This window comes from Arthrobacter sp. CP30 (assembly GCF_053470025.1).
On the sequence record NZ_JBQEMM010000014.1, the window covers coordinates 16,652 to 33,413 of the forward strand.

Genomic DNA, 16,762 nt, shown 5'->3' on the forward strand with positions numbered 1-16,762 from the left:
CACGAAGGAGCACCACATGGCAGATCCGAGCCCGATCGACATCCAGAAGGCACTGGGCGGCGTGGACTACCCCGCCTCCAGGGACGACCTCGTGAAGCACGCCGAGGACAAGGGCGCGGACGCGTCGGTCCTCGACACACTGAAGAACCTGCCGGACCGCGAGTTCGACTCGCCGACGGATGTGAACAAGGAAGCGTCGGCCTGAGGACAGCACCGGCGGCGGTGCCCGACCAGGGTGCCGCCGCCGGCGCCCGGCGTCCGGAGGGGACGACATGAAGCAGGACAGTGAAACGACGGCCAGGTCGACGGGTAGGCCGACCGCGGAGGAGAAGGACGGGGGCGCGTCCGGCGGGGAGCGACCCGTGACGGTCATCATCGCGTTCATCGCGAACCTGCTCGTCGCGGTCGCGAAGACCGTCGCAGCGATGATCACCGGTTCCGCGTCGATGACCGCGGAGTCCGCCCATTCGTGGGCCGATACGGGCAACCAGGTGTTCCTGCTGGTCGCCGAGCGGAAGTCGAGACGTCGCAGGGACGCCGCGCATCCCCTCGGCTACGGCCGCGAAGCCTACGTGTGGTCGATGTTCGCCGCCTTCGGGCTCTTCACCGCAGGCGCCGTCGTGTCCATCACGCACGGCATCCAGCAGCTCCTGGAGCCCGAGCCCGCCGGCGACTACGGGATCGCCTACGCCGTCCTCGCCGTGGCGTTCGTGCTGGAGGGGATCTCGTTCGCCCAGGCGTTCCGCCAGGCACGCACGGCCGGGCGGAGCGCCGGCACGTCCACGCTGAGGAGCGTCTCGACCACCTCCAACCCCACGCTCCGGGCCGTCTTCGCGGAGGACTCCGCCGCGCTGATCGGGCTCGTCATCGCGTTCGCGGGCATCCTCCTGCACCAGCTCACCGGGTCCCCGGTCCCGGACGCCGTCGGATCCATCCTCGTCGGTGTGCTGCTCGGGGTGATCGCCGTCATCCTCATCGACCGGAACCGCCGCTTCCTCGTCGGCCAGGCCGTGTCGCCGGAGCTGCGCGCATCGGTCGCCGGGCGCCTGGGTGCGCATCGGAGCATCGAGCGCGTCACGTACCTGCACCTCGAGTATGTGGGGCCCGACCGGCTCTACCTGGTGGCAGCGGTGGACCTGGTCGGCGATCGGGCGGAACACGAGGTGGCAGTGGCCCTGCGCGCCGTCGAACGCGACATCGAGGACCACGAGCGCATCAAGGAGGCCGTGCTGACCCTCTCGACGCCGGACGAGCCGGCCCTGACGTTCGCGGCGCACGGCCCCTGAGCCGCGTCCGCGCCGTCCGGCTGCCCGGTCCCTCTTCCCGGCTCCTCCCCGGCTGCTCCCGGCTGCCCCGGCTGCCCCTGCCGGACCGGCTAGCCGCCCACCTCGGCGTCCTCCACGGTCGGGGCGGACTCACCGCCGCCCGGACCCGCGATGTTCACCATCCAGGAGACCCCGAAGCGGTCGACGCACATGCCGAAGCTGTCGCCCCACGGCGAGGCGGCGAGCGGCATCACCTCCGTACCGCTGCCCGCCAGGGCCGCCCAGTAGCCCCGGAGCTCCGCCTCGTCATCCCCGCTCAGGGACAGCGAGTGGCCGGCCGGGGCGCGGTACTCCATGCTGTTCGGCGTGTCCGCAGCCATGAGCACCTGACCCGACGGGGTGGTGAGCATCGAGTGCATGATCTTGTCCTGCTCGGCCGGGTCCTCGCTCACCTGGTACTCGGCGAACGTGCTGCGCTGCAGGTCACAGCCGAACACCGACCGGTAGAAGTCCATCGCCTCGGCGGCGGTGTCCTTGAAGCTGAGATAGGTGTTGATCGTTGCTGCCATGGTGCTCTCCCGTCGTCCGCGCCCTCCGACGCTGCCTGTGGGAGCGATTATGGCCGAGCACACCGCGCCAGGGAAGGGGTGCGGACACGCTCAGGAGGGCGACGGCTCCGGACGTGGACCGATCGCGCCGGCCACACTCTTCTCGAGCGAGGTGATGGTGGCGTCCGGCAGCACGATCAGCCCGTCGAGCTCCCGGCGCGCCCGCCGGTAGGCCGTCTGGCGTTCGGCGGCCGTCGCGGCGTCGTCCACCGCGACGGTGACGAGCTTCCTGGCCGTCTCGAGGCGCGCGCGCTCGTCCGCGGTGAATCCACTGGCCCGCACGCGGCGCGCCTCGGTCTCGGCGACCTGGAATGCGACGTCGTAGGACGTGACGGCCGAGCGGTACGCGGTGAGCTCGTCGGGCAGGACGTCGGACGGGTCCTGGGGCCGCAGTGCGTCCGCCTCACGCTTGGCACGGAGGAAGGCGACCGTGAGGGGCTCCCTGACGTCCGTCATGGTCGGGTAGTCGATCAGCTTCGCCGCGTCCAGCTCGTAGGAGAGCCAGCGCCGGTCCACGTCGTCGTGCATGCGCCCGATGTGCAGGACGTCCCGTGCCCGGCCCGAGAGTGCCTGAGCCGATGGCGTACCGGCGAGCTCCGGTGGTGCCGCCGGGGCGGGTGGCATGGCCGGGTTCTTCAGCCGGTACAGCTCCATCCTGCGCTGGTGGCGCCGTTCGCCGGCCTCGGACCAGGACCTGCCCCAGACGGCGAAGACACCCGAGAGGGGGAAGACCAGCCACCAGTAGTTCCCGGCGAAGGACAGGATTTCGTTCACGGCTCCATGGTAGGCCCGGACTCCTCGCCGCCGCCGTCTCCGGCGCGGTCGCGGTCAGGGCTGGTACCGGCCGTGGTGTCCGCAGCTCAGCCGGTCGTGTCCTCGCGCGGCCGCCGGGACCTGCGCGTGCGGCGGAAGACCGACACGAGGATCAGGGTGCTCACGAGGAGGTGGAGGATCGAGAGCGACGGGAGGACCGTCAGGAGCAGGAGTGTGACCAGGACGAGGAGGACGGCCGTCCGCGTGAACGGGAGGAACTCCGGCGGGATGGGACGAGGCCAGGGGTGGTAGTCGAAGGTGGGCGCGTCATCCGCGGTTTCACGGGCCATGGTCGTCCTTCCGGCGTACGGGACCTGCGCCTGGGGCGCTCCTGCCATGGTGCTGCGGCGGGGGTCGCGCAGGCAACGGCGGGCGGGCCGCGCGACGGCGCTTGACCGCTGCAGCGGCATGCGGGCGGGGGACGGAAGGGCCCGGACATAACGAAACCCCGCCGTCCAGGCGGCGAGACCTGGACGACGGGGTAACGAGGTGCACCCCTCGGGACTTGAACCCGAAACCCATTGATTAAGAGTCAATTGCTCTGCCAATTGAGCTAGAGGTGCGAGGCGCTTCACCGTCCGATTTCACTCGATCGGGTCAACCGCAACAGCATGAAACTCTACCAGCACTTCTGCCCAAACATGAAACCGGGGCGCTCAGTCCGCCTGCTCGACGGCCACCCGCAGCAGGCGCGCTCCGCCCGTCTCGTTGGTCGCGACGAGCAGTGACCCGTCCGCTGCCGCCGCCACGTCCCGGAGCCGCCCGTGATCACCGTCCAGGTGGCTGACCGGCTCACCCGCGGTTCCTCCCCGCAGGGGCACCTGCCACAGGCGCTGTCCACGCAGCCCGCCGATGTACGCGACGTCGTCGACGATCGCCATGCCGCTGGGCGACGACGACGCCGTCGACGGCCACACCACCTGGGCGTCGACGAAGCGGGCGTCCCCCGGCGCACCGGTCACCTCGGGCCAGCCGTAGTTTCCGCGCGCCCGGATCAGGTTGAGTTCGTCGTCGACCTCCGGGCCGAACTCGGTGGCCCACAGGGCACCGTCGGTGTCCCAGGCCAGACCCTGCACGTTGCGGTGGCCGAGACTGTAGACGGGGGAGCCGGGCGTCGGGTTGTCGGGCGGGACCGCACCGTCGCGCCCGATGCGGAGGATCTTCCCGGCGAGGCTTCCGGGGTCCTGGGCGTCCTGACGTCGACCGGCGTCGCCGGTGCCGACCCAGAGGGCGCCGTCCGGGCCGACGGCGATCCTCCCGCCGTTGTGGATGTCCCCCTTCGGGATCCCGGTCAGGATCGGTGCGGGCTCACCGAGAGCACCGCCGCTGTACGGCAGCCTGACCACCCGGTTGTCGGCCTCGGCCGTGTAGTAGGCGAAGACGGCGTCAGGAGCACCCACCGGGTCGACCGCGAGCCCGAGCAGCCCACCCTCGCCGCCGGCCGCGGCGGCTTCCGGGATGCTGCCGATCACCTCGTCCGTGGTACCGCTGATCCGTCGGATCTCCCCGGTCTCCCGGTCGGAGACGAGCAGCGAGCCGTCGTCGAGGGCGACGACGGACCACGGCACGCCGAGACCCGTCGCAGCGTCGCCCTCGTAGGAGAGCGAGGGAAGGCCGGCGGGTGAGGCGGGGGAGGCCGGGCGCCCGGTGAAGAGCGGCCGGGGCCCTCCGGAGTCCGCCGAGCAGCCGGCCAGGACCAGCAGCGCACAGGCCGCAAGGAAGGCCCGGGCGCAGATGCGGGCGTCCCGCCGGCGTGCGGTGGCTGGCATGGTCCGACCCTAGGTCCGTGCCGGTGAGGTGTCCACACCGACGGTGTCGCCGTCCACGACCGGGCGCCCGGGCCGGCCGGCGCTAGGCTGGCGCCATGACCCCCTCGGCCGCATCCGCCTCGTCGTCGCCCTCCGCACGCATCCCCGTCGTCAGCACGCTGAGCGTACCGACCGCCGATCTGCGCGATGCCCTCGCGGACATCTCGCCGAACGTCGAGGTGGTGCTCTGGGACTTCATCGGCGCGCCCGTCGGCGCCGATCCCGCCGGGATCCAGGCCGCGGTCCTCCCGTACACGGGCCGCGCTCATCTCGACGGCGCGCTCGATGCCGCGCCGAACCTCGTCCTCGTCCAGACGCAGTCCACAGGGTACGACGGCGTGGCCGACCTCGTGGGAGGCGGGGTGGCGATCGCCACGGCGTCGGGCGTGCATGCCGCGGCCACCGCCGAACTCGCCGTCGGGCTGGCCCTCGCGTCGCTCCGGGGGATCGACGACGCCGTGCGGCAGCAGGCCGACGGCCGGTGGTCGCCCGCGCGCCACCCGGGCCTCGCCGACCGGCGGGTGCTGCTCGTCGGCGTCGGCGGGATCGGCGAGGAGATCCGGCGCCGCCTCGTGACCTTCGAGGCCACCGTGACGAGGGTCGGCAGCACGGCTCGCGAGGACGGGATCGGCCATGTGCACGGCAGCGACGAGCTGGCCTCGCTCGCTCCGGACCACGACGTCGTGGTCGTCATCACGCCCCTGAGCGACGCGACGCGCGGACTGATCGGGCGCGAGGTCCTCGCCGCACTGCCCGACGGCGCGCTGGTGGTCAACGTGGCGCGCGGCGCCGTCGTGGACACCGACGCCCTCACGGCCGAGGTCCTGACGGGCCGCCTGAGGGCCGCCCTCGACGTCGTCGACCCCGAACCGCTGCCGGCGGACCACCCGCTGTGGCGTGCGCCGGGCGTCATCATCACGCCGCACGTCGGTGGCAACACCGAGGCTTTCCCGCCCCGGATCCTCGCCCTGCTCGAGCGCCAGGTCGCGCTCCTCGGCGAGGGCCGGGCTCCGGAGAACCTGGTGGCCCGGGGCCCCTGGGCCTGACGGCCGCCGGAGCCGGTCCGGCCCCGATTCCCGGGAGTCAGGCCATGGCGATGAAGGCGTCCATGAACGCCGTGAAGTCGAGGCAGTCGTCCTCCTGGTCGAGGAGCAGGGGCGTGCCCGGCCCGATGTCGAGCACGGGTTCCGCAGCGACGTCGAACCGGAAGATCCGGCCCGTGCTGGTGCCCACCTCGAAGCTGTCGTCGTCGTCCCACTGCAGGGCGTGCGCGAGGTTCGTCATGTTCACCTCGACGGGGACGCCCGCACCGGTGATGGCCGCCAGATCCACGGGGGCGATCATGAGTTCCATCGGCTTCCAGCGGTAGCCGACCACGAAGGCGGACGGCGCGGGGGGCTGCGTGGCCGGTGCCCTCGTCGACCGCCGGCTCCCCGCAGCGGTGCGGCGGGCCGCGAACACGAGGTTGTAGTCGCCGTAGTTCGGGATCTGGCCGTCGAAGACACGGCGCAGGGCGTTCTTAAGGCCCTGGCCCCCGTCGAACGGGAGGGCGGTCTCGTGGGGCTCTTCGGGAGTCATATCACGCCGTTGCGGTAGGAGGCTGTCGGACCGGTCCCGACGGCGGGACCCTGAGCGGAGCACCCGGCCCGCAGGCGGGTCGGTTCGCCCGCGAAGACCACACTCTACCGGAGCGTCGAGGGCCCGCACGAGGGGCCCGCCGGGGCCGGGAGATGCCTTCCGCGCAGGCCACGACGGGCTGTAACAGGAGGGTCACATGGCGAAACGTGCCTGCAACACCGGCCTAGACTTCCACCATGACCGTGGACACAACGCCGGAGACAACACCGCAGACAACGCCAGACATCAAACCCCGGAGCCGCGTCGTCACGGACGGCATCCATGCGGCCCCCTCCCGCGGAATGCTCCGTGCGGTGGGTATGGGCGACGACGACTTCGCCAAGCCCCAGGTCGGCGTCGCGAGTTCGTGGAACGAGATCACCCCCTGCAACCTGTCCCTCAACCGCCTGGCGGAGGGCGCGAAGGAGGGTGTCCGGGACGCGGGCGGGTTCCCGATGCAGTTCGGCACCATCTCGGTCTCCGACGGCATCTCGATGGGCCACGAGGGCATGCACTTCTCCCTCGTCTCGCGCGAGGTGATCGCCGACTCGGTCGAGACCGTCATGCAGGCAGAGCGCATCGACGGGTCCGTCCTCCTGGCCGGTTGCGACAAGTCCCTGCCGGGCATGCTCATGGCGGCGGCCCGCCTCGATCTCGCCTCCGTCTTCCTGTACGCGGGCACCATCATGCCGGGCTTCGCGAAGCTCGAGGACGGGACCGAGAAGGAGGTCACCCTGATCGACGCCTTCGAGGCCGTCGGCGCCTGTGCGGCCGGCACCATGAGCCTCAAGGACCTCGACAGCATCGAGCGCGCCGTCTGTCCCGGCGAGGGTGCCTGTGGCGGGATGTACACCGCCAACACCATGGCCTGCATCGGCGAGGCCCTCGGGATGTCCCTGCCCGGATCCGCCGCTCCTCCCTCCGTCGACCGGCGGCGCGACGCGTTCGCCCAGAAGTCCGGCGAGGCCGTCGTGAACCTCCTGCGCCTCGGCATCACGGCGCGCGACATCATGACCAAGAAGGCCTTCGAGAACGCCATCGCGGTCACCATGGCCTTCGGCGGTTCGACGAACGCCGTCCTGCACCTGCTGGCCATCGCCCGTGAAGCAGAGGTGGACCTCACGCTCGACGACTTCAGCCGCATCGGTGACACGATCCCGCACCTGGGCGATCTCAAGCCCTTCGGCCGCTACGTGATGTTCGACGTCGACAAGGTGGGCGGCGTGCCGGTCATCATGAAGGCTCTGCTCGACGCCGGCCTGCTGCACGGCGACTGCCTCACCGTCACCGGCAAGACGCTCGCGGAGAACCTCGCGGACATCAACCCGCCGGACCTCGACGGCAAGATCCTGCGCGCTCTCGACAACCCGATGCACAGGACCGGCGGGATCACCATCCTCCACGGGTCCCTGGCGCCCGAGGGTGCCGTGGTCAAGAGCGCCGGGTTCGACGCCGACGTCTTCGAGGGCACTGCCCGCGTCTTCGAGCGTGAGCAGGGGGCCCTGGACGCCCTGGACGCAGGAGCCATCCACGCGGGCGACGTCGTGGTGATCCGCTACGAGGGGCCGAAGGGCGGGCCGGGCATGCGTGAGATGCTCGCGATCACCGGCGCCATCAAGGGGGCCGGACTCGGCAAGGACGTGCTCCTGCTGACGGATGGCCGCTTCTCGGGGGGCACCACGGGCCTGTGCATCGGGCACGTCGCCCCGGAAGCGGTCGACGGCGGTCCCATCGCCTTCGTGCAGGACGGTGACCGCATCCGCGTCGACATCGCCGCGAAGAGCTTCGACCTGCTGGTCGACGAGGCCGAGCTCGAGGAGCGGAAGGTGGGCTGGGCGCCGCTGCCCGCCCGCTACACCAAGGGCGTGCTGGGCAAGTACGCGAAGCTCGTGCACTCGGCGTCGACGGGCGCCTACTGCGGCTGAGTAACCGGCCGGCCACGCGGGGGACCGCGTGGCCGGCACCCCTGGTTAATGTCCACTAACTGGACATGGTGTCCATCATGTGAGACAGCAGGGGGTGCGGTTGACACCCTTTCGAGGGGGCGTGGAAACTACAGGTATGCAGCTCGAACCCGTAGTCGTCGTCCTTACACAGCGCGTGGCCTGAAGCCCGTCCACCCGACGACTGCAGTCACGCGCAACCCCTCGCAGAGCCCGACCAGGCTGAGGGGTTTTTTTGTTGACACGACCTGTCGACGAAGAAGCCCGCGGATGTCCATCCGCAGTCACAGCTGCAGCAGTGCAGCGAACGTTCCGAAGGAAGTCTGAGATGTCCAAGGGATCGCCCATCAGCCCCGCGCTGTTGGCAGCAAGGCCAGCACCTCCCGCAGCACCTGCGCGCGAGACCGTGCCCGTCGTCCAGGCGAGCGCCGTCCGCGGACCCAATGCCGTCGTCGCGCCCACCCGCATGCTCGGGTCGGCCGCGATCGTGCGGTCCCTCGAGGAACTCGGCGTCGACGACGTCTTCGGCCTTCCCGGCGGAGCCATCCTCCCGACCTACGATCCCCTCATGGCGTCGACCAAGCTCCGCCACGTCCTGGTGCGCCACGAGCAGGGTGCCGGCCATGCCGCGCAGGGCTACGCCATGGTCACCGGTCGTCCCGGCGTCTGCATCGTGACGTCCGGCCCGGGCGCCACGAACCTCGTGACCGCCATCGCCGATGCCCACATGGACTCCGTGCCCATGGTGGCCATCACCGGGCAGGTCTCGAGCGCATTCATCGGCTCGGACGCCTTCCAGGAGGCGGACATCGTCGGCATCACCATGCCGATCACCAAGCACTCCTACCTCGTCACCGATGCGCAGGACATCCCGCGCGTCCTGGCCGAGGCCTTCCACATCGCGACGACGGGCCGCCCCGGGCCCGTGCTGGTGGACATCGCCAAGGACGCCCAGCAGGCCACCATGACCTTCTCCTGGCCGCCCCGGGTGGACATCCCCGGATACCGGCCCGTGCTGCGCGGACACGCCAAGCAGGTCCGCGAGGCGGCCCGCCTCATCAGCGGATCCCAGCGCCCCGTCTTCTACGTGGGCGGTGGCGTGGTCAAGGGCCACGCCTCGGTGGAACTGAAGGAACTCGCCGAGCTCGTGGGCGCCCCCGTCGTCACCACCCTCATGGCCCGCGGCGTCTTCCCCGACTCCCACGAGCAGCACGTGGGCATGCCGGGGATGCACGGCTCCGTCTCCGCGGTGACCGCCCTGCAGCAGGCGGACCTGCTCATCACGCTCGGCGCCCGCTTCGACGATCGCGTGACGGGCGTGCTCTCGAGCTTCGCCCCGAACGCGCGGGTCATCCACGCAGACATCGATCCCGCGGAGATCTCGAAGAACCGTGCAGCGGACGTGCCGATCGTCGGGTCCGTGAAGGAGATCATCCCCGAACTCACCGCCGCCGTGCGGGAGAGCTTCGCGACGCAGGAACGCCCGGACATCTCCGCCTGGTGGAAGACGATCAACCACCTGCGCGACACCTACCCCGTGGGCTTCAGCCAGCCGGAGGACGGCCTCTCGGCACCCCAGCAGGTCATCAAGCGCATCGGCGAGCTGACCGGTCCCGAGGGCGTCTTCGTCTCGGGTGTCGGCCAGCACCAGATGTGGGCGGCGCAGTTCATCCAGTACGAGCGCCCGCACGCCTGGCTGAACTCGGGTGGGCTCGGCACCATGGGCTACTCCGTGCCCGCGGCGATGGGCGCGAAGGTCGGCAACCCGGACCGGGTGGTCTGGGCGATCGACGGCGACGGCTGCTTCCAGATGACCAACCAGGAACTCGCGACCTGCGTCATCAACAACATCCCCATCAAGGTCGCCGTCATCAACAACTCCTCGCTCGGGATGGTGCGGCAGTGGCAGACCCTCTTCTACGAGGGCCGCTACTCCAACACCGATCTCAACACGGGCCACGACACCGTGCGCGTGCCCGACTTCGTGAAGCTCGCCGACGCCTACGGCTGCGTGGGCCTGCGCTGCGAGCGCGACGAGGACATCGACGCCACGATCGAGCAGGCCCTGGCGATCAACGACCGCCCCGTCGTGATCGACTTCGTGGTCAGCCGAGACTCGATGGTCTGGCCCATGGTCCCGTCCGGCGTCAGCAACGACCTCATCCAGATCGCCCGCAACATGACCCCGACCTGGGAGCAGGAGGACTGACCATGGCACGGCACACACTCTCCGTCCTCGTCGAGGACGTCCCCGGCGTCCTGACCCGCGTCGCCAGCCTCTTCGCCCGGCGCGCCTTCAACATCAACTCTCTCGCGGTGGGACCGACCGAGGTCGCGGGGATGTCCCGCATCACGGTCGTCGTCGAAGCCGAGGGAGACCTCCTCGAGCAGGTCACGAAGCAGCTCAACAAGCTCATCAACGTGATCAAGATCGTGGAACTGACCACCGAGCTGTCGGTCCAGCGCGACCACATCCTGATCAAGGTCAGGGCCGACGCCGCGACCCGCCTGCAGGTGACGCAGGCCGCGGATCTCTTCCGTGCATCCGTCGTCGACGTGGCGACGGACTCGCTCATCATCGAGGCGACCGGCACCCCGGAGAAGCTCTCGGCGCTCCTGTCCGTGCTCGAGCCGTTCGGCATCCGCGAGATCGTGCAGTCCGGCACGCTCGCGATCGGCCGCGGCGCCAAGTCGATGAGCGACCGCGCCCTGCGCAGCGCCTGACCGCGCCTCCGGCCCGCCGGAGGCGCCCCCCTTCCTGTACCACTCCACCCCTATCAAGGAGAACCACCCGTGACCGAGCTGTTCTATGACGACGATGCAGACCTTTCGATCATCCAGGGCCGCACCGTGGCCGTCATCGGCTACGGCAGCCAGGGCCACGCCCACGCCCTCAGCCTCCGTGACTCCGGCGTCGACGTGCGCGTCGGACTGAAGGAGGGCTCGGCGTCGCGCGCCAAGGCAGAGGCCGAGGGACTGCGCGTCCTCTCCGTCGCAGACGCCACCGCGGAGGCGGACCTCATCATGGTCCTGACCCCGGACCAGGTGCAGCGGCACGTGTACAAGGACGACATCGCGCCGAACCTGCAGGCCGGTGACGCCCTGTTCTTCGGGCACGGCTTCAACATCCGCTACGGCTACATCCAGCCGCCGGCCGACGTCGACGTCGCCCTCGTGGCGCCCAAGGGCCCGGGGCACATCGTGCGCCGCGAGTTCGAGGCCGGCCGCGGCGTGCCGGACCTGATCGCCGTCGAGCAGGACGCCTCGGGCAAGGCCCGCGACCTCGCCCTGTCCTACGCGAAGGCGATCGGCGGCACCCGGGCGGGCGTCATCGAGACCACCTTCACCGAGGAGACCGAGACCGACCTGTTCGGCGAGCAGGCCGTGCTCTGCGGTGGCGCCTCCCAGCTGATCCAGTACGGCTTCGAAACCCTCACCGAGGCCGGCTACAAGCCCGAGGTCGCCTACTTCGAGGTGCTCCACGAGCTCAAGCTGATCGTCGACCTCATGGTCGAGGGCGGGATCGCGAAGCAGCGCTGGAGCGTGTCCGACACCGCCGAGTACGGGGACTACGTCTCCGGCCCGCGCGTCATCACGCCGGAGGTCAAGGAGAACATGAAGGCCGTCCTCGCCGACATCCAGAACGGGGCCTTCGCGCAGCGCTTCATAGACGACCAGGACGCCGGAGCGCCGGAATTCACGGAACTCCGGAAGAAGGGCGAGGACCACCCGATCGAGAGCACGGGCCGTGAGCTCCGCAAGCTCTTCTCGTGGATCAAGACGAACGACGACTACACCGAGGGTTCCGTCGCGCGCTAGCGCACCCCCCTCCCCGGCAGGGCACGTGCTCGACGCTCAGTGACGAGCAGGTGCCCTGCCGGACCCATGTCCGGCCCGCCCGATCCACCTGCCACCCGAAGGAACACCGTGACCAGCAAGCCAGTCGTCCTCCTCGCCGAGGAACTCTCACCCGCCACCGTCGAGGCGCTCGGTCCCGACTTCGAGATCCGCACCACGGACGGCGCCGACCGCGGCCTGCTCCTGGCCGCACTGGCGGACGTCGACGCCGTGCTGGTGCGTTCGGCGACGCAGCTGGACGCGGAGGCCATCGCCGCGGCACCGAGGCTCAAGGTGATCGCGCGTGCGGGAGTGGGCCTGGACAACGTCGACATCAAGGCCGCGACGCAGGCCGGCGTGATGGTCGTCAACGCTCCGACCTCCAACATCATCTCCGCCGCGGAACTGACGGTCGGGCACATCCTCAGCCTCGCCAGGAACATCCCCCAGGCGAGCGCAGCCCTGAAGGCCGGGGAGTGGAAGCGCTCGAAGTACTCCGGCTCGGAGCTCTACGAGAAGAACATCGGCATCATCGGCCTCGGCCGTATCGGCGCCCTGGTCGCGGCACGCCTCCAGGGCTTCGGCACGCAGATCCTCGCCTACGACCCCTACGTGACCTCGGCGCGCGCGGCGCAGCTCAACGTCCGGCTCGTGACCCTCGACGAGCTGCTCCGCGAAGCGGACTTCGTCACCATCCACATGCCGAAGACCCCGGAGACGGTGGGCATGCTCGGCGCCGAGGCGTTCGCCCTCATGAAGGACACCGCCTACGTGGTGAACGTCGCGCGCGGCGGGCTCGTCGACGAGGCCGCGCTGCACACGGCCCTCGAGCAGGGCCAGATCGCCGGCGCCGGGGTCGACGTCTTCGTCCAGGAACCCAGCACCGACCTGCCCTTCTTCGCCCACGACAGCGTCGTGGTGACCCCGCACCTCGGCGCCTCGACCGACGAGGCCCAGGAGAAGGCCGGCATCTCGGTCGCCAAGTCCGTCCGGCTGGCCCTCGCCGGCGAGCTCGTCCCCGATGCCGTCAACGTGGCCGGCGGCGTCATCGACCCCGCGGTCCGCCCCGGAATCCCGCTGATGGAGAAGCTGGGGCGCATCTTCACCGCGCTCACGCACGACTCCCTCACGCAGATCGACATCGAGGTGGCCGGCGAGATCGCGTCGCTGGACGTGAAGGCGCTCGAGCTGGCCGCGCTGAAGGGCGTGTTCACCGACGTCGTCTCGGAACAGGTCTCCTACGTGAACGCCCCTGTCCTCGCGGAGCAGCGCGGCATCACCTCGCGGCTCATCACCACTCCGGAGTCCGAGGAGTACCGGAACGTGCTCCGCCTGCGCGGGGCGCTCTCGGACGGCTCGCAGATCTCCGTCGCGGGAACCCTCACCGGACCCAAGCAGGTCGAGAAGCTGGTGGGCGTCAACGGCTACGAACTCGAGATCCCCATCAGCGACCACCTCCTGGTCCTGCTCTACACCGACCGGCCGGGCGTGATCGGCACGCTCGGACGCCTCCTCGGCGAGCGTGGCATCAACATCGCCGGCATGCAGGTGGCACGCAACAAGGAGGGCGGCCAGGCCCTGTCCCTCCTCACGGTGGACAGCTCGGTCCCGCAGGACGTCCTCGACGCGATCCGCGCGGAGATCGGCGCCACGGTCGCGCGGGAGGTCGACCTGCAGGACTGACCCGCGAGGAGCCGCCATCACCAGCCCGGACGGGCGCGACACCCGAGCGAAGGACGCCGATGACCACGCACCACCTGCCCGCCGAGGAATCGACCGCGACCCAGGTCCTCTCCCGGGACACCCCGCCCGTGCTGCGGATGGCTCCGGGGGACCGGGTGGTCGTCAGTTCCCTCGACGCCTGGGGACACCTCGAACGGCAGGAGACGCCGGGGGCGGTGACGCCCTACCGCTTCCCGGATCGCCGGGGGCATGCGCTCACCGGGCCCATCGAGGTCGCAGGTACGGAGCCCGGCGACGTGCTGGCGCTCCGGTTCGAGCGGTTGGAGACGGCCGACTGGGGCTGGACGGCGGCAGGCCGGCGGGACGATGCCTTCGCCCAGAGCCTCGGCCTGGCGGGTACCGACCCCGCCTGGCTCCTGTGGGACCTGGACCGCGACGCCAGGACGGGGACCAACCAGTACGGCCAGTCGGTGCAGCTGGCGCCCTTCCTCGGCGTCGTGGGCCTGCCGCCCGCGGAGCACGGCGAGCACTCCACCACGCCGCCGCGTGCCGCCGGGGGCGGGAACATCGACTGCCGCGAACTCACGGCAGGAGCGACGCTCTTCCTGCCCGTGACGGTTCCCGGGGCGCTCCTGCACGTGGGCGACGGCCACGCTGCGCAGGGCGACGGCGAGGTGGGCGGCACCGCGATCGAGTGCGGCATGACGACGACGCTCACGGTGGACGTCCTCCGTGACGCTCCGGTGGCGGGCATCCACGCGATCACCCCGACCTCCCGCATCACCTTCGGCTTCGACGCCGATCTGAACCGGGCGACGGCGGAAGCCCTCGGTGCCATGCTGACGTGGCTGCAGCGATTGTACGGACTGGAACGGAAGACCGCCCTCGCCCTGGCGAGTTCCGTCGTCGACCTCCGTGTCACGCAGATCGCGAACCGGACGTGGGGCGTGCACGCGGTGCTGGGGATGGACGCCGTCCGTACGCCGTGATGCCCGCGCTTGGGTAAATGCGCACCGGGCGGGGTAATTTCGTAGGGTGACTCCCGCAGCCGGCGCAAAGCCCCCGTTCTACATCACCACCGCCATCTCCTATCCGAACGGCGTCCCGCACATCGGACACGCCTACGAGACGATCGCCGTCGACGCGATGGCGCGCTTCAAGCGGCTCGACGGGTACGACGTCATGTACCTGACGGGTACGGACGAGCACGGCCTGAAGATGCAGCAGGCGGCCGACCGCGAGGGCATCCCCGTGCGTGACCTGGCCACCCGCAACGCGCTGGCCTTCCAGGCGATGAACGACGTCGTCGGGACGTCCTACGACCGCTTCATCCGTACCACCGACGAGGACCACTACGCCGCCGCGACCGAGATCTGGAAGCGCATGGAGGCCAACGGGGACATCTACCTCGACACCTACGCGGGCTGGTACTCGGTGCGCGACGAGGCGTACTGGGGCGAGGACGAGACCGAGGTGCGTGACGACGGCGTCAGGTACGCGACCCAGACCGACACCGAGGTCACCTGGACCGAGGAGGAGAGCTACTTCTTCCGCCTCTCCGCCTACCAGCAGAAGCTCCTGGACCACTACGCGTCACAGCCGGACTTCGGCGCTCCCCAATCCCGCTTCAACGAGGTCATCTCGTTCGTGCGCCGGGGGCTCGAGGACCTGTCCATCAGCCGCACCACCTTCGACTGGGGTGTGCCCGTCCCGGGGAATGACCGCCATGTCATGTACGTCTGGGTCGATGCCCTCACCAACTACCTGACCGGTGTTGGTTTTCCCGACACCGGGTCGGAGGCCTTCACGCGATTCTGGCCCGCCGACGTGCACGTGATCGGGAAGGACATCTCGCGTTTCCACGCGATCTACTGGCCGGCCTTCCTCATGTCCGCGGGCCTCGAGCTGCCCAGGCGTGTGATGATCCACGGCTTCCTGCACAACCGCGGCGTGAAGATGTCGAAGTCGCTCGGCAACACCGTGGCTCCCGCGGACTGGGTGGAGCAGTACGGCCTGGACCAGGTGCGCTTCTTCCTGCTGCGCGAGGTGCCGTTCGGGGCGGACGGCTCGTACAGCCACGAGGCCGTGGTCGGCCGCATGAACTCCGACCTGGCGAACAACTTCGGCAACCTGGCCCAGCGCTCGCTCTCCATGGTGGCCAAGAACTGCGGCGGAGCCGTGCCGGAACCGGGGGAGTACGCCGCGGCCGACACGGCGATCCTCGACCAGGCGCACGCCCTGCTCGACGCGAGCCGCGCCGCCTACGACCGACAGGAGTTCTCCAGGGCCCTCGAGGGGATCTGGACCGTCCTCGGCGACACGAACGCCTACTTCGCGGACCAGCAGCCCTGGGTGCTCCGGAAGACCGACCCGGAGCGCATGAACACGGTGCTGCACGTGACCCTGGAGGTGCTGCGGGTCGTCGCGATCCTCGCGCAGCCCGTCATGCCCACGAGCGCGGGGGAGATCCTCACGGCGCTCGGGCAGGGGACCGCGGCGGACGACGACCTCCGTCTCTTCGCGGCCCTCCACCAGCGGATCCAGCCCGGCACCGCCCTGCCGGCGCCCTCGCCCGTCTTCCCGAAGTACGAGGAGCCCGCGGGGGAGTAGGACGGCCCCGCACGCTCGGTTCAGCGGAGGAAGCGGTCCGGCGCCGTGGCGGTCATGATGCGTGCCACGGTCTCCTGCTGACGCCTGGACGAGTCCAGCAGCTGGTGCAGGACCGGCCGGTCGACGACGGCTCCGCCCGGGCGGCCCTCGGAGTCGGGGCAGACCGCCAGGAGGGTCGACCACAGGGCCTCCTTGCCCTTGAGGAGCGACTGCAGGGCTTCGAGTTCGAGCTGCGCGCCGGCGGTGTCCTTCCGACGCGCGGGATTCAGGGGATCCATGCGGGCGATCGCCGAGAGCATCCGGGCGAGCGTCATCTTGACCGCGCCCGGACGGTGACCGAGCGCCTTGATCAGCCGCTTCAGGAACGCGCGTTCCTCGCTGATCTCCCGCCGCAGCCGCGCGAAGTCCTCGGCGTGCGGGGAGCCGGCCCAGGCCGTCTCCGCCGCGCCGAAGAGTCTGACCCCGTTGGTGGCGCCGACCAGGTGGAGGTCGAGATAGGGCAGGAGGGTCTCCAGGTCCAGCTGGCGGACCGGTGAGCGGTTCGCTGCGGCGGTCATGAGCGTTCCTTCCGGGCTGTA

16 protein-coding genes and 1 tRNA gene are annotated in these 16,762 nt (G+C 70.3%); 10 read left to right on the forward strand and 7 right to left on the reverse strand.

All coding sequences use genetic code 11. The features are described from left to right. The first annotated feature begins 16 nt into the window (after positions 1–16). Together ACTIMO_RS15520 and ACTIMO_RS15525 are read left to right on the forward strand one after the other, a co-directional pair. Positions 17–205 (forward strand): DUF2795 domain-containing protein, encoded by a 189-nt coding sequence (locus ACTIMO_RS15520; protein ID WP_422390037.1) that lies wholly within the window; start codon positions 17–19, stop codon positions 203–205. A 67-nt stretch (positions 206–272) separates the two neighbouring features. Continuing rightward, positions 273–1,286, forward strand: a complete 1,014-nt coding sequence (locus tag ACTIMO_RS15525; protein ID WP_448182969.1) for a cation diffusion facilitator family transporter — start codon at positions 273–275, stop codon at positions 1,284–1,286. An 89-nt stretch (positions 1,287–1,375) separates the two neighbouring features. On the opposite strand, the gene ACTIMO_RS15530 is transcribed toward ACTIMO_RS15525, so the two are convergent. From ACTIMO_RS15530 to ACTIMO_RS15550, 5 genes are all read right to left on the reverse strand, one after another. Continuing rightward, positions 1,376–1,834, reverse strand: coding sequence for a VOC family protein (locus tag ACTIMO_RS15530; protein ID WP_448182970.1), 459 nt, complete (start codon positions 1,832–1,834; stop codon positions 1,376–1,378). A gap of 90 nt (positions 1,835–1,924) precedes the next feature. Then, a complete protein-coding gene (locus ACTIMO_RS15535; RefSeq protein ID WP_082471442.1) occupies positions 1,925–2,647 on the reverse strand; it encodes a hypothetical protein in 723 nt (240 codons plus the stop codon). A gap of 86 nt (positions 2,648–2,733) precedes the next feature. Then, positions 2,734–2,976 carry a hypothetical protein gene (locus ACTIMO_RS15540; protein ID WP_448182971.1) on the reverse strand — a complete coding sequence of 81 codons (243 nt, stop codon included), beginning with the start codon at positions 2,974–2,976 and terminating at the stop codon, positions 2,734–2,736. 200 nt (positions 2,977–3,176) lie between these two features. Further along, positions 3,177–3,249: transfer RNA gene (locus ACTIMO_RS15545), tRNA-Lys, on the reverse strand. A 93-nt stretch (positions 3,250–3,342) separates the two neighbouring features. Continuing rightward, positions 3,343–4,455 carry a PQQ-dependent sugar dehydrogenase gene (locus ACTIMO_RS15550; RefSeq protein ID WP_448182972.1) on the reverse strand — a complete coding sequence of 371 codons (1,113 nt, stop codon included), beginning with the start codon at positions 4,453–4,455 and terminating at the stop codon, positions 3,343–3,345. A 95-nt stretch (positions 4,456–4,550) separates the two neighbouring features. Between ACTIMO_RS15550 and ACTIMO_RS15555 the strand changes: the two genes are divergently transcribed. Further along, positions 4,551–5,540: a 2-hydroxyacid dehydrogenase gene (locus ACTIMO_RS15555; RefSeq protein WP_448182973.1), complete on the forward strand. Its 990-nt coding sequence runs from the start codon at positions 4,551–4,553 to the stop codon at positions 5,538–5,540. A gap of 37 nt (positions 5,541–5,577) precedes the next feature. Here the strand turns inward: ACTIMO_RS15555 and ACTIMO_RS15560 are convergent, their stop codons facing one another. Further along, on the reverse strand, positions 5,578–6,072 hold the full coding sequence (locus tag ACTIMO_RS15560) for a hypothetical protein (protein ID WP_448182974.1): 495 nt from the start codon (positions 6,070–6,072) through the stop codon (positions 5,578–5,580). 236 nt (positions 6,073–6,308) lie between these two features. Here ACTIMO_RS15560 and ilvD point away from each other — a divergent pair, with 236 nt between their 5' ends. The 7 genes from ilvD to metG all read left to right on the forward strand — a co-directional run bounded on the left by ilvD (position 6,309) and on the right by metG (position 16,184). After that, complete coding sequence (gene ilvD, locus ACTIMO_RS15565) at positions 6,309–8,036, forward strand: dihydroxy-acid dehydratase (RefSeq protein ID WP_055770510.1); 1,728 nt, start codon at positions 6,309–6,311, stop codon at positions 8,034–8,036. A gap of 346 nt (positions 8,037–8,382) precedes the next feature. Beyond that, positions 8,383–10,263, forward strand: coding sequence for an acetolactate synthase large subunit (locus ACTIMO_RS15570; protein ID WP_448182975.1), 1,881 nt, complete (start codon positions 8,383–8,385; stop codon positions 10,261–10,263). A 2-nt stretch (positions 10,264–10,265) separates the two neighbouring features. Further along, on the forward strand, positions 10,266–10,778 hold the full coding sequence (gene ilvN / locus ACTIMO_RS15575; RefSeq protein ID WP_055770516.1) for an acetolactate synthase small subunit: 513 nt from the start codon (positions 10,266–10,268) through the stop codon (positions 10,776–10,778). A gap of 69 nt (positions 10,779–10,847) precedes the next feature. Beyond that, the gene (gene ilvC, locus ACTIMO_RS15580) at positions 10,848–11,873 is read left to right on the forward strand and encodes a ketol-acid reductoisomerase (RefSeq protein ID WP_055770519.1); all 1,026 of its coding nucleotides are present in this window, start codon (positions 10,848–10,850) and stop codon (positions 11,871–11,873) included. A 108-nt stretch (positions 11,874–11,981) separates the two neighbouring features. Next, a complete protein-coding gene (gene serA / locus ACTIMO_RS15585) occupies positions 11,982–13,574 on the forward strand; it encodes a phosphoglycerate dehydrogenase (protein WP_414826623.1) in 1,593 nt (530 codons plus the stop codon). Positions 13,575–13,633: 59 nt separating this feature from the next. Beyond that, a complete protein-coding gene (locus ACTIMO_RS15590; RefSeq protein WP_448182976.1) occupies positions 13,634–14,563 on the forward strand; it encodes an acetamidase/formamidase family protein in 930 nt (309 codons plus the stop codon). Between the two features lie 46 nt (positions 14,564–14,609). Next, the gene (metG, locus tag ACTIMO_RS15595; protein ID WP_055770528.1) at positions 14,610–16,184 is read left to right on the forward strand and encodes a methionine--tRNA ligase; all 1,575 of its coding nucleotides are present in this window, start codon (positions 14,610–14,612) and stop codon (positions 16,182–16,184) included. Between the two features lie 20 nt (positions 16,185–16,204). On the opposite strand, the gene ACTIMO_RS15600 is transcribed toward metG, so the two are convergent. Further along, complete coding sequence (locus ACTIMO_RS15600; RefSeq protein ID WP_448182977.1) at positions 16,205–16,741, reverse strand: hypothetical protein; 537 nt, start codon at positions 16,739–16,741, stop codon at positions 16,205–16,207. Between the last annotated feature and the right edge of the window lie 21 nt (positions 16,742–16,762).

Excerpts from the sequence above, each read along its gene's own strand:
- ACTIMO_RS15530 (WP_448182970.1), bottom strand. The coding sequence starts at position 1,834 with ATGGCAGCAACGATCAACACCTATCTCAGCTTCAAGGACACCGCCGCC.
- ACTIMO_RS15520 (WP_422390037.1), top strand. The coding sequence starts at position 17 with ATGGCAGATCCGAGCCCGATCGACATCCAGAAGGCACTGGGCGGCGTG.
- ACTIMO_RS15555 (WP_448182973.1), top strand. The coding sequence starts at position 4,551 with ATGACCCCCTCGGCCGCATCCGCCTCGTCGTCGCCCTCCGCACGCATC.
- ilvD (WP_055770510.1), top strand. The coding sequence starts at position 6,309 with ATGACCGTGGACACAACGCCGGAGACAACACCGCAGACAACGCCAGAC.
- ilvN (WP_055770516.1), top strand. The coding sequence starts at position 10,266 with ATGGCACGGCACACACTCTCCGTCCTCGTCGAGGACGTCCCCGGCGTC.
- ACTIMO_RS15525 (WP_448182969.1), top strand. The coding sequence starts at position 273 with ATGAAGCAGGACAGTGAAACGACGGCCAGGTCGACGGGTAGGCCGACC.
- ACTIMO_RS15600 (WP_448182977.1), bottom strand. The coding sequence starts at position 16,741 with ATGACCGCCGCAGCGAACCGCTCACCGGTCCGCCAGCTGGACCTGGAG.
- ACTIMO_RS15540 (WP_448182971.1), bottom strand. The coding sequence starts at position 2,976 with ATGGCCCGTGAAACCGCGGATGACGCGCCCACCTTCGACTACCACCCC.
- ACTIMO_RS15550 (WP_448182972.1), bottom strand. The coding sequence starts at position 4,455 with ATGCCAGCCACCGCACGCCGGCGGGACGCCCGCATCTGCGCCCGGGCC.
- ACTIMO_RS15570 (WP_448182975.1), top strand. The coding sequence starts at position 8,383 with ATGTCCAAGGGATCGCCCATCAGCCCCGCGCTGTTGGCAGCAAGGCCA.
- ACTIMO_RS15560 (WP_448182974.1), bottom strand. The coding sequence starts at position 6,072 with ATGACTCCCGAAGAGCCCCACGAGACCGCCCTCCCGTTCGACGGGGGC.
- ACTIMO_RS15590 (WP_448182976.1), top strand. The coding sequence starts at position 13,634 with ATGACCACGCACCACCTGCCCGCCGAGGAATCGACCGCGACCCAGGTC.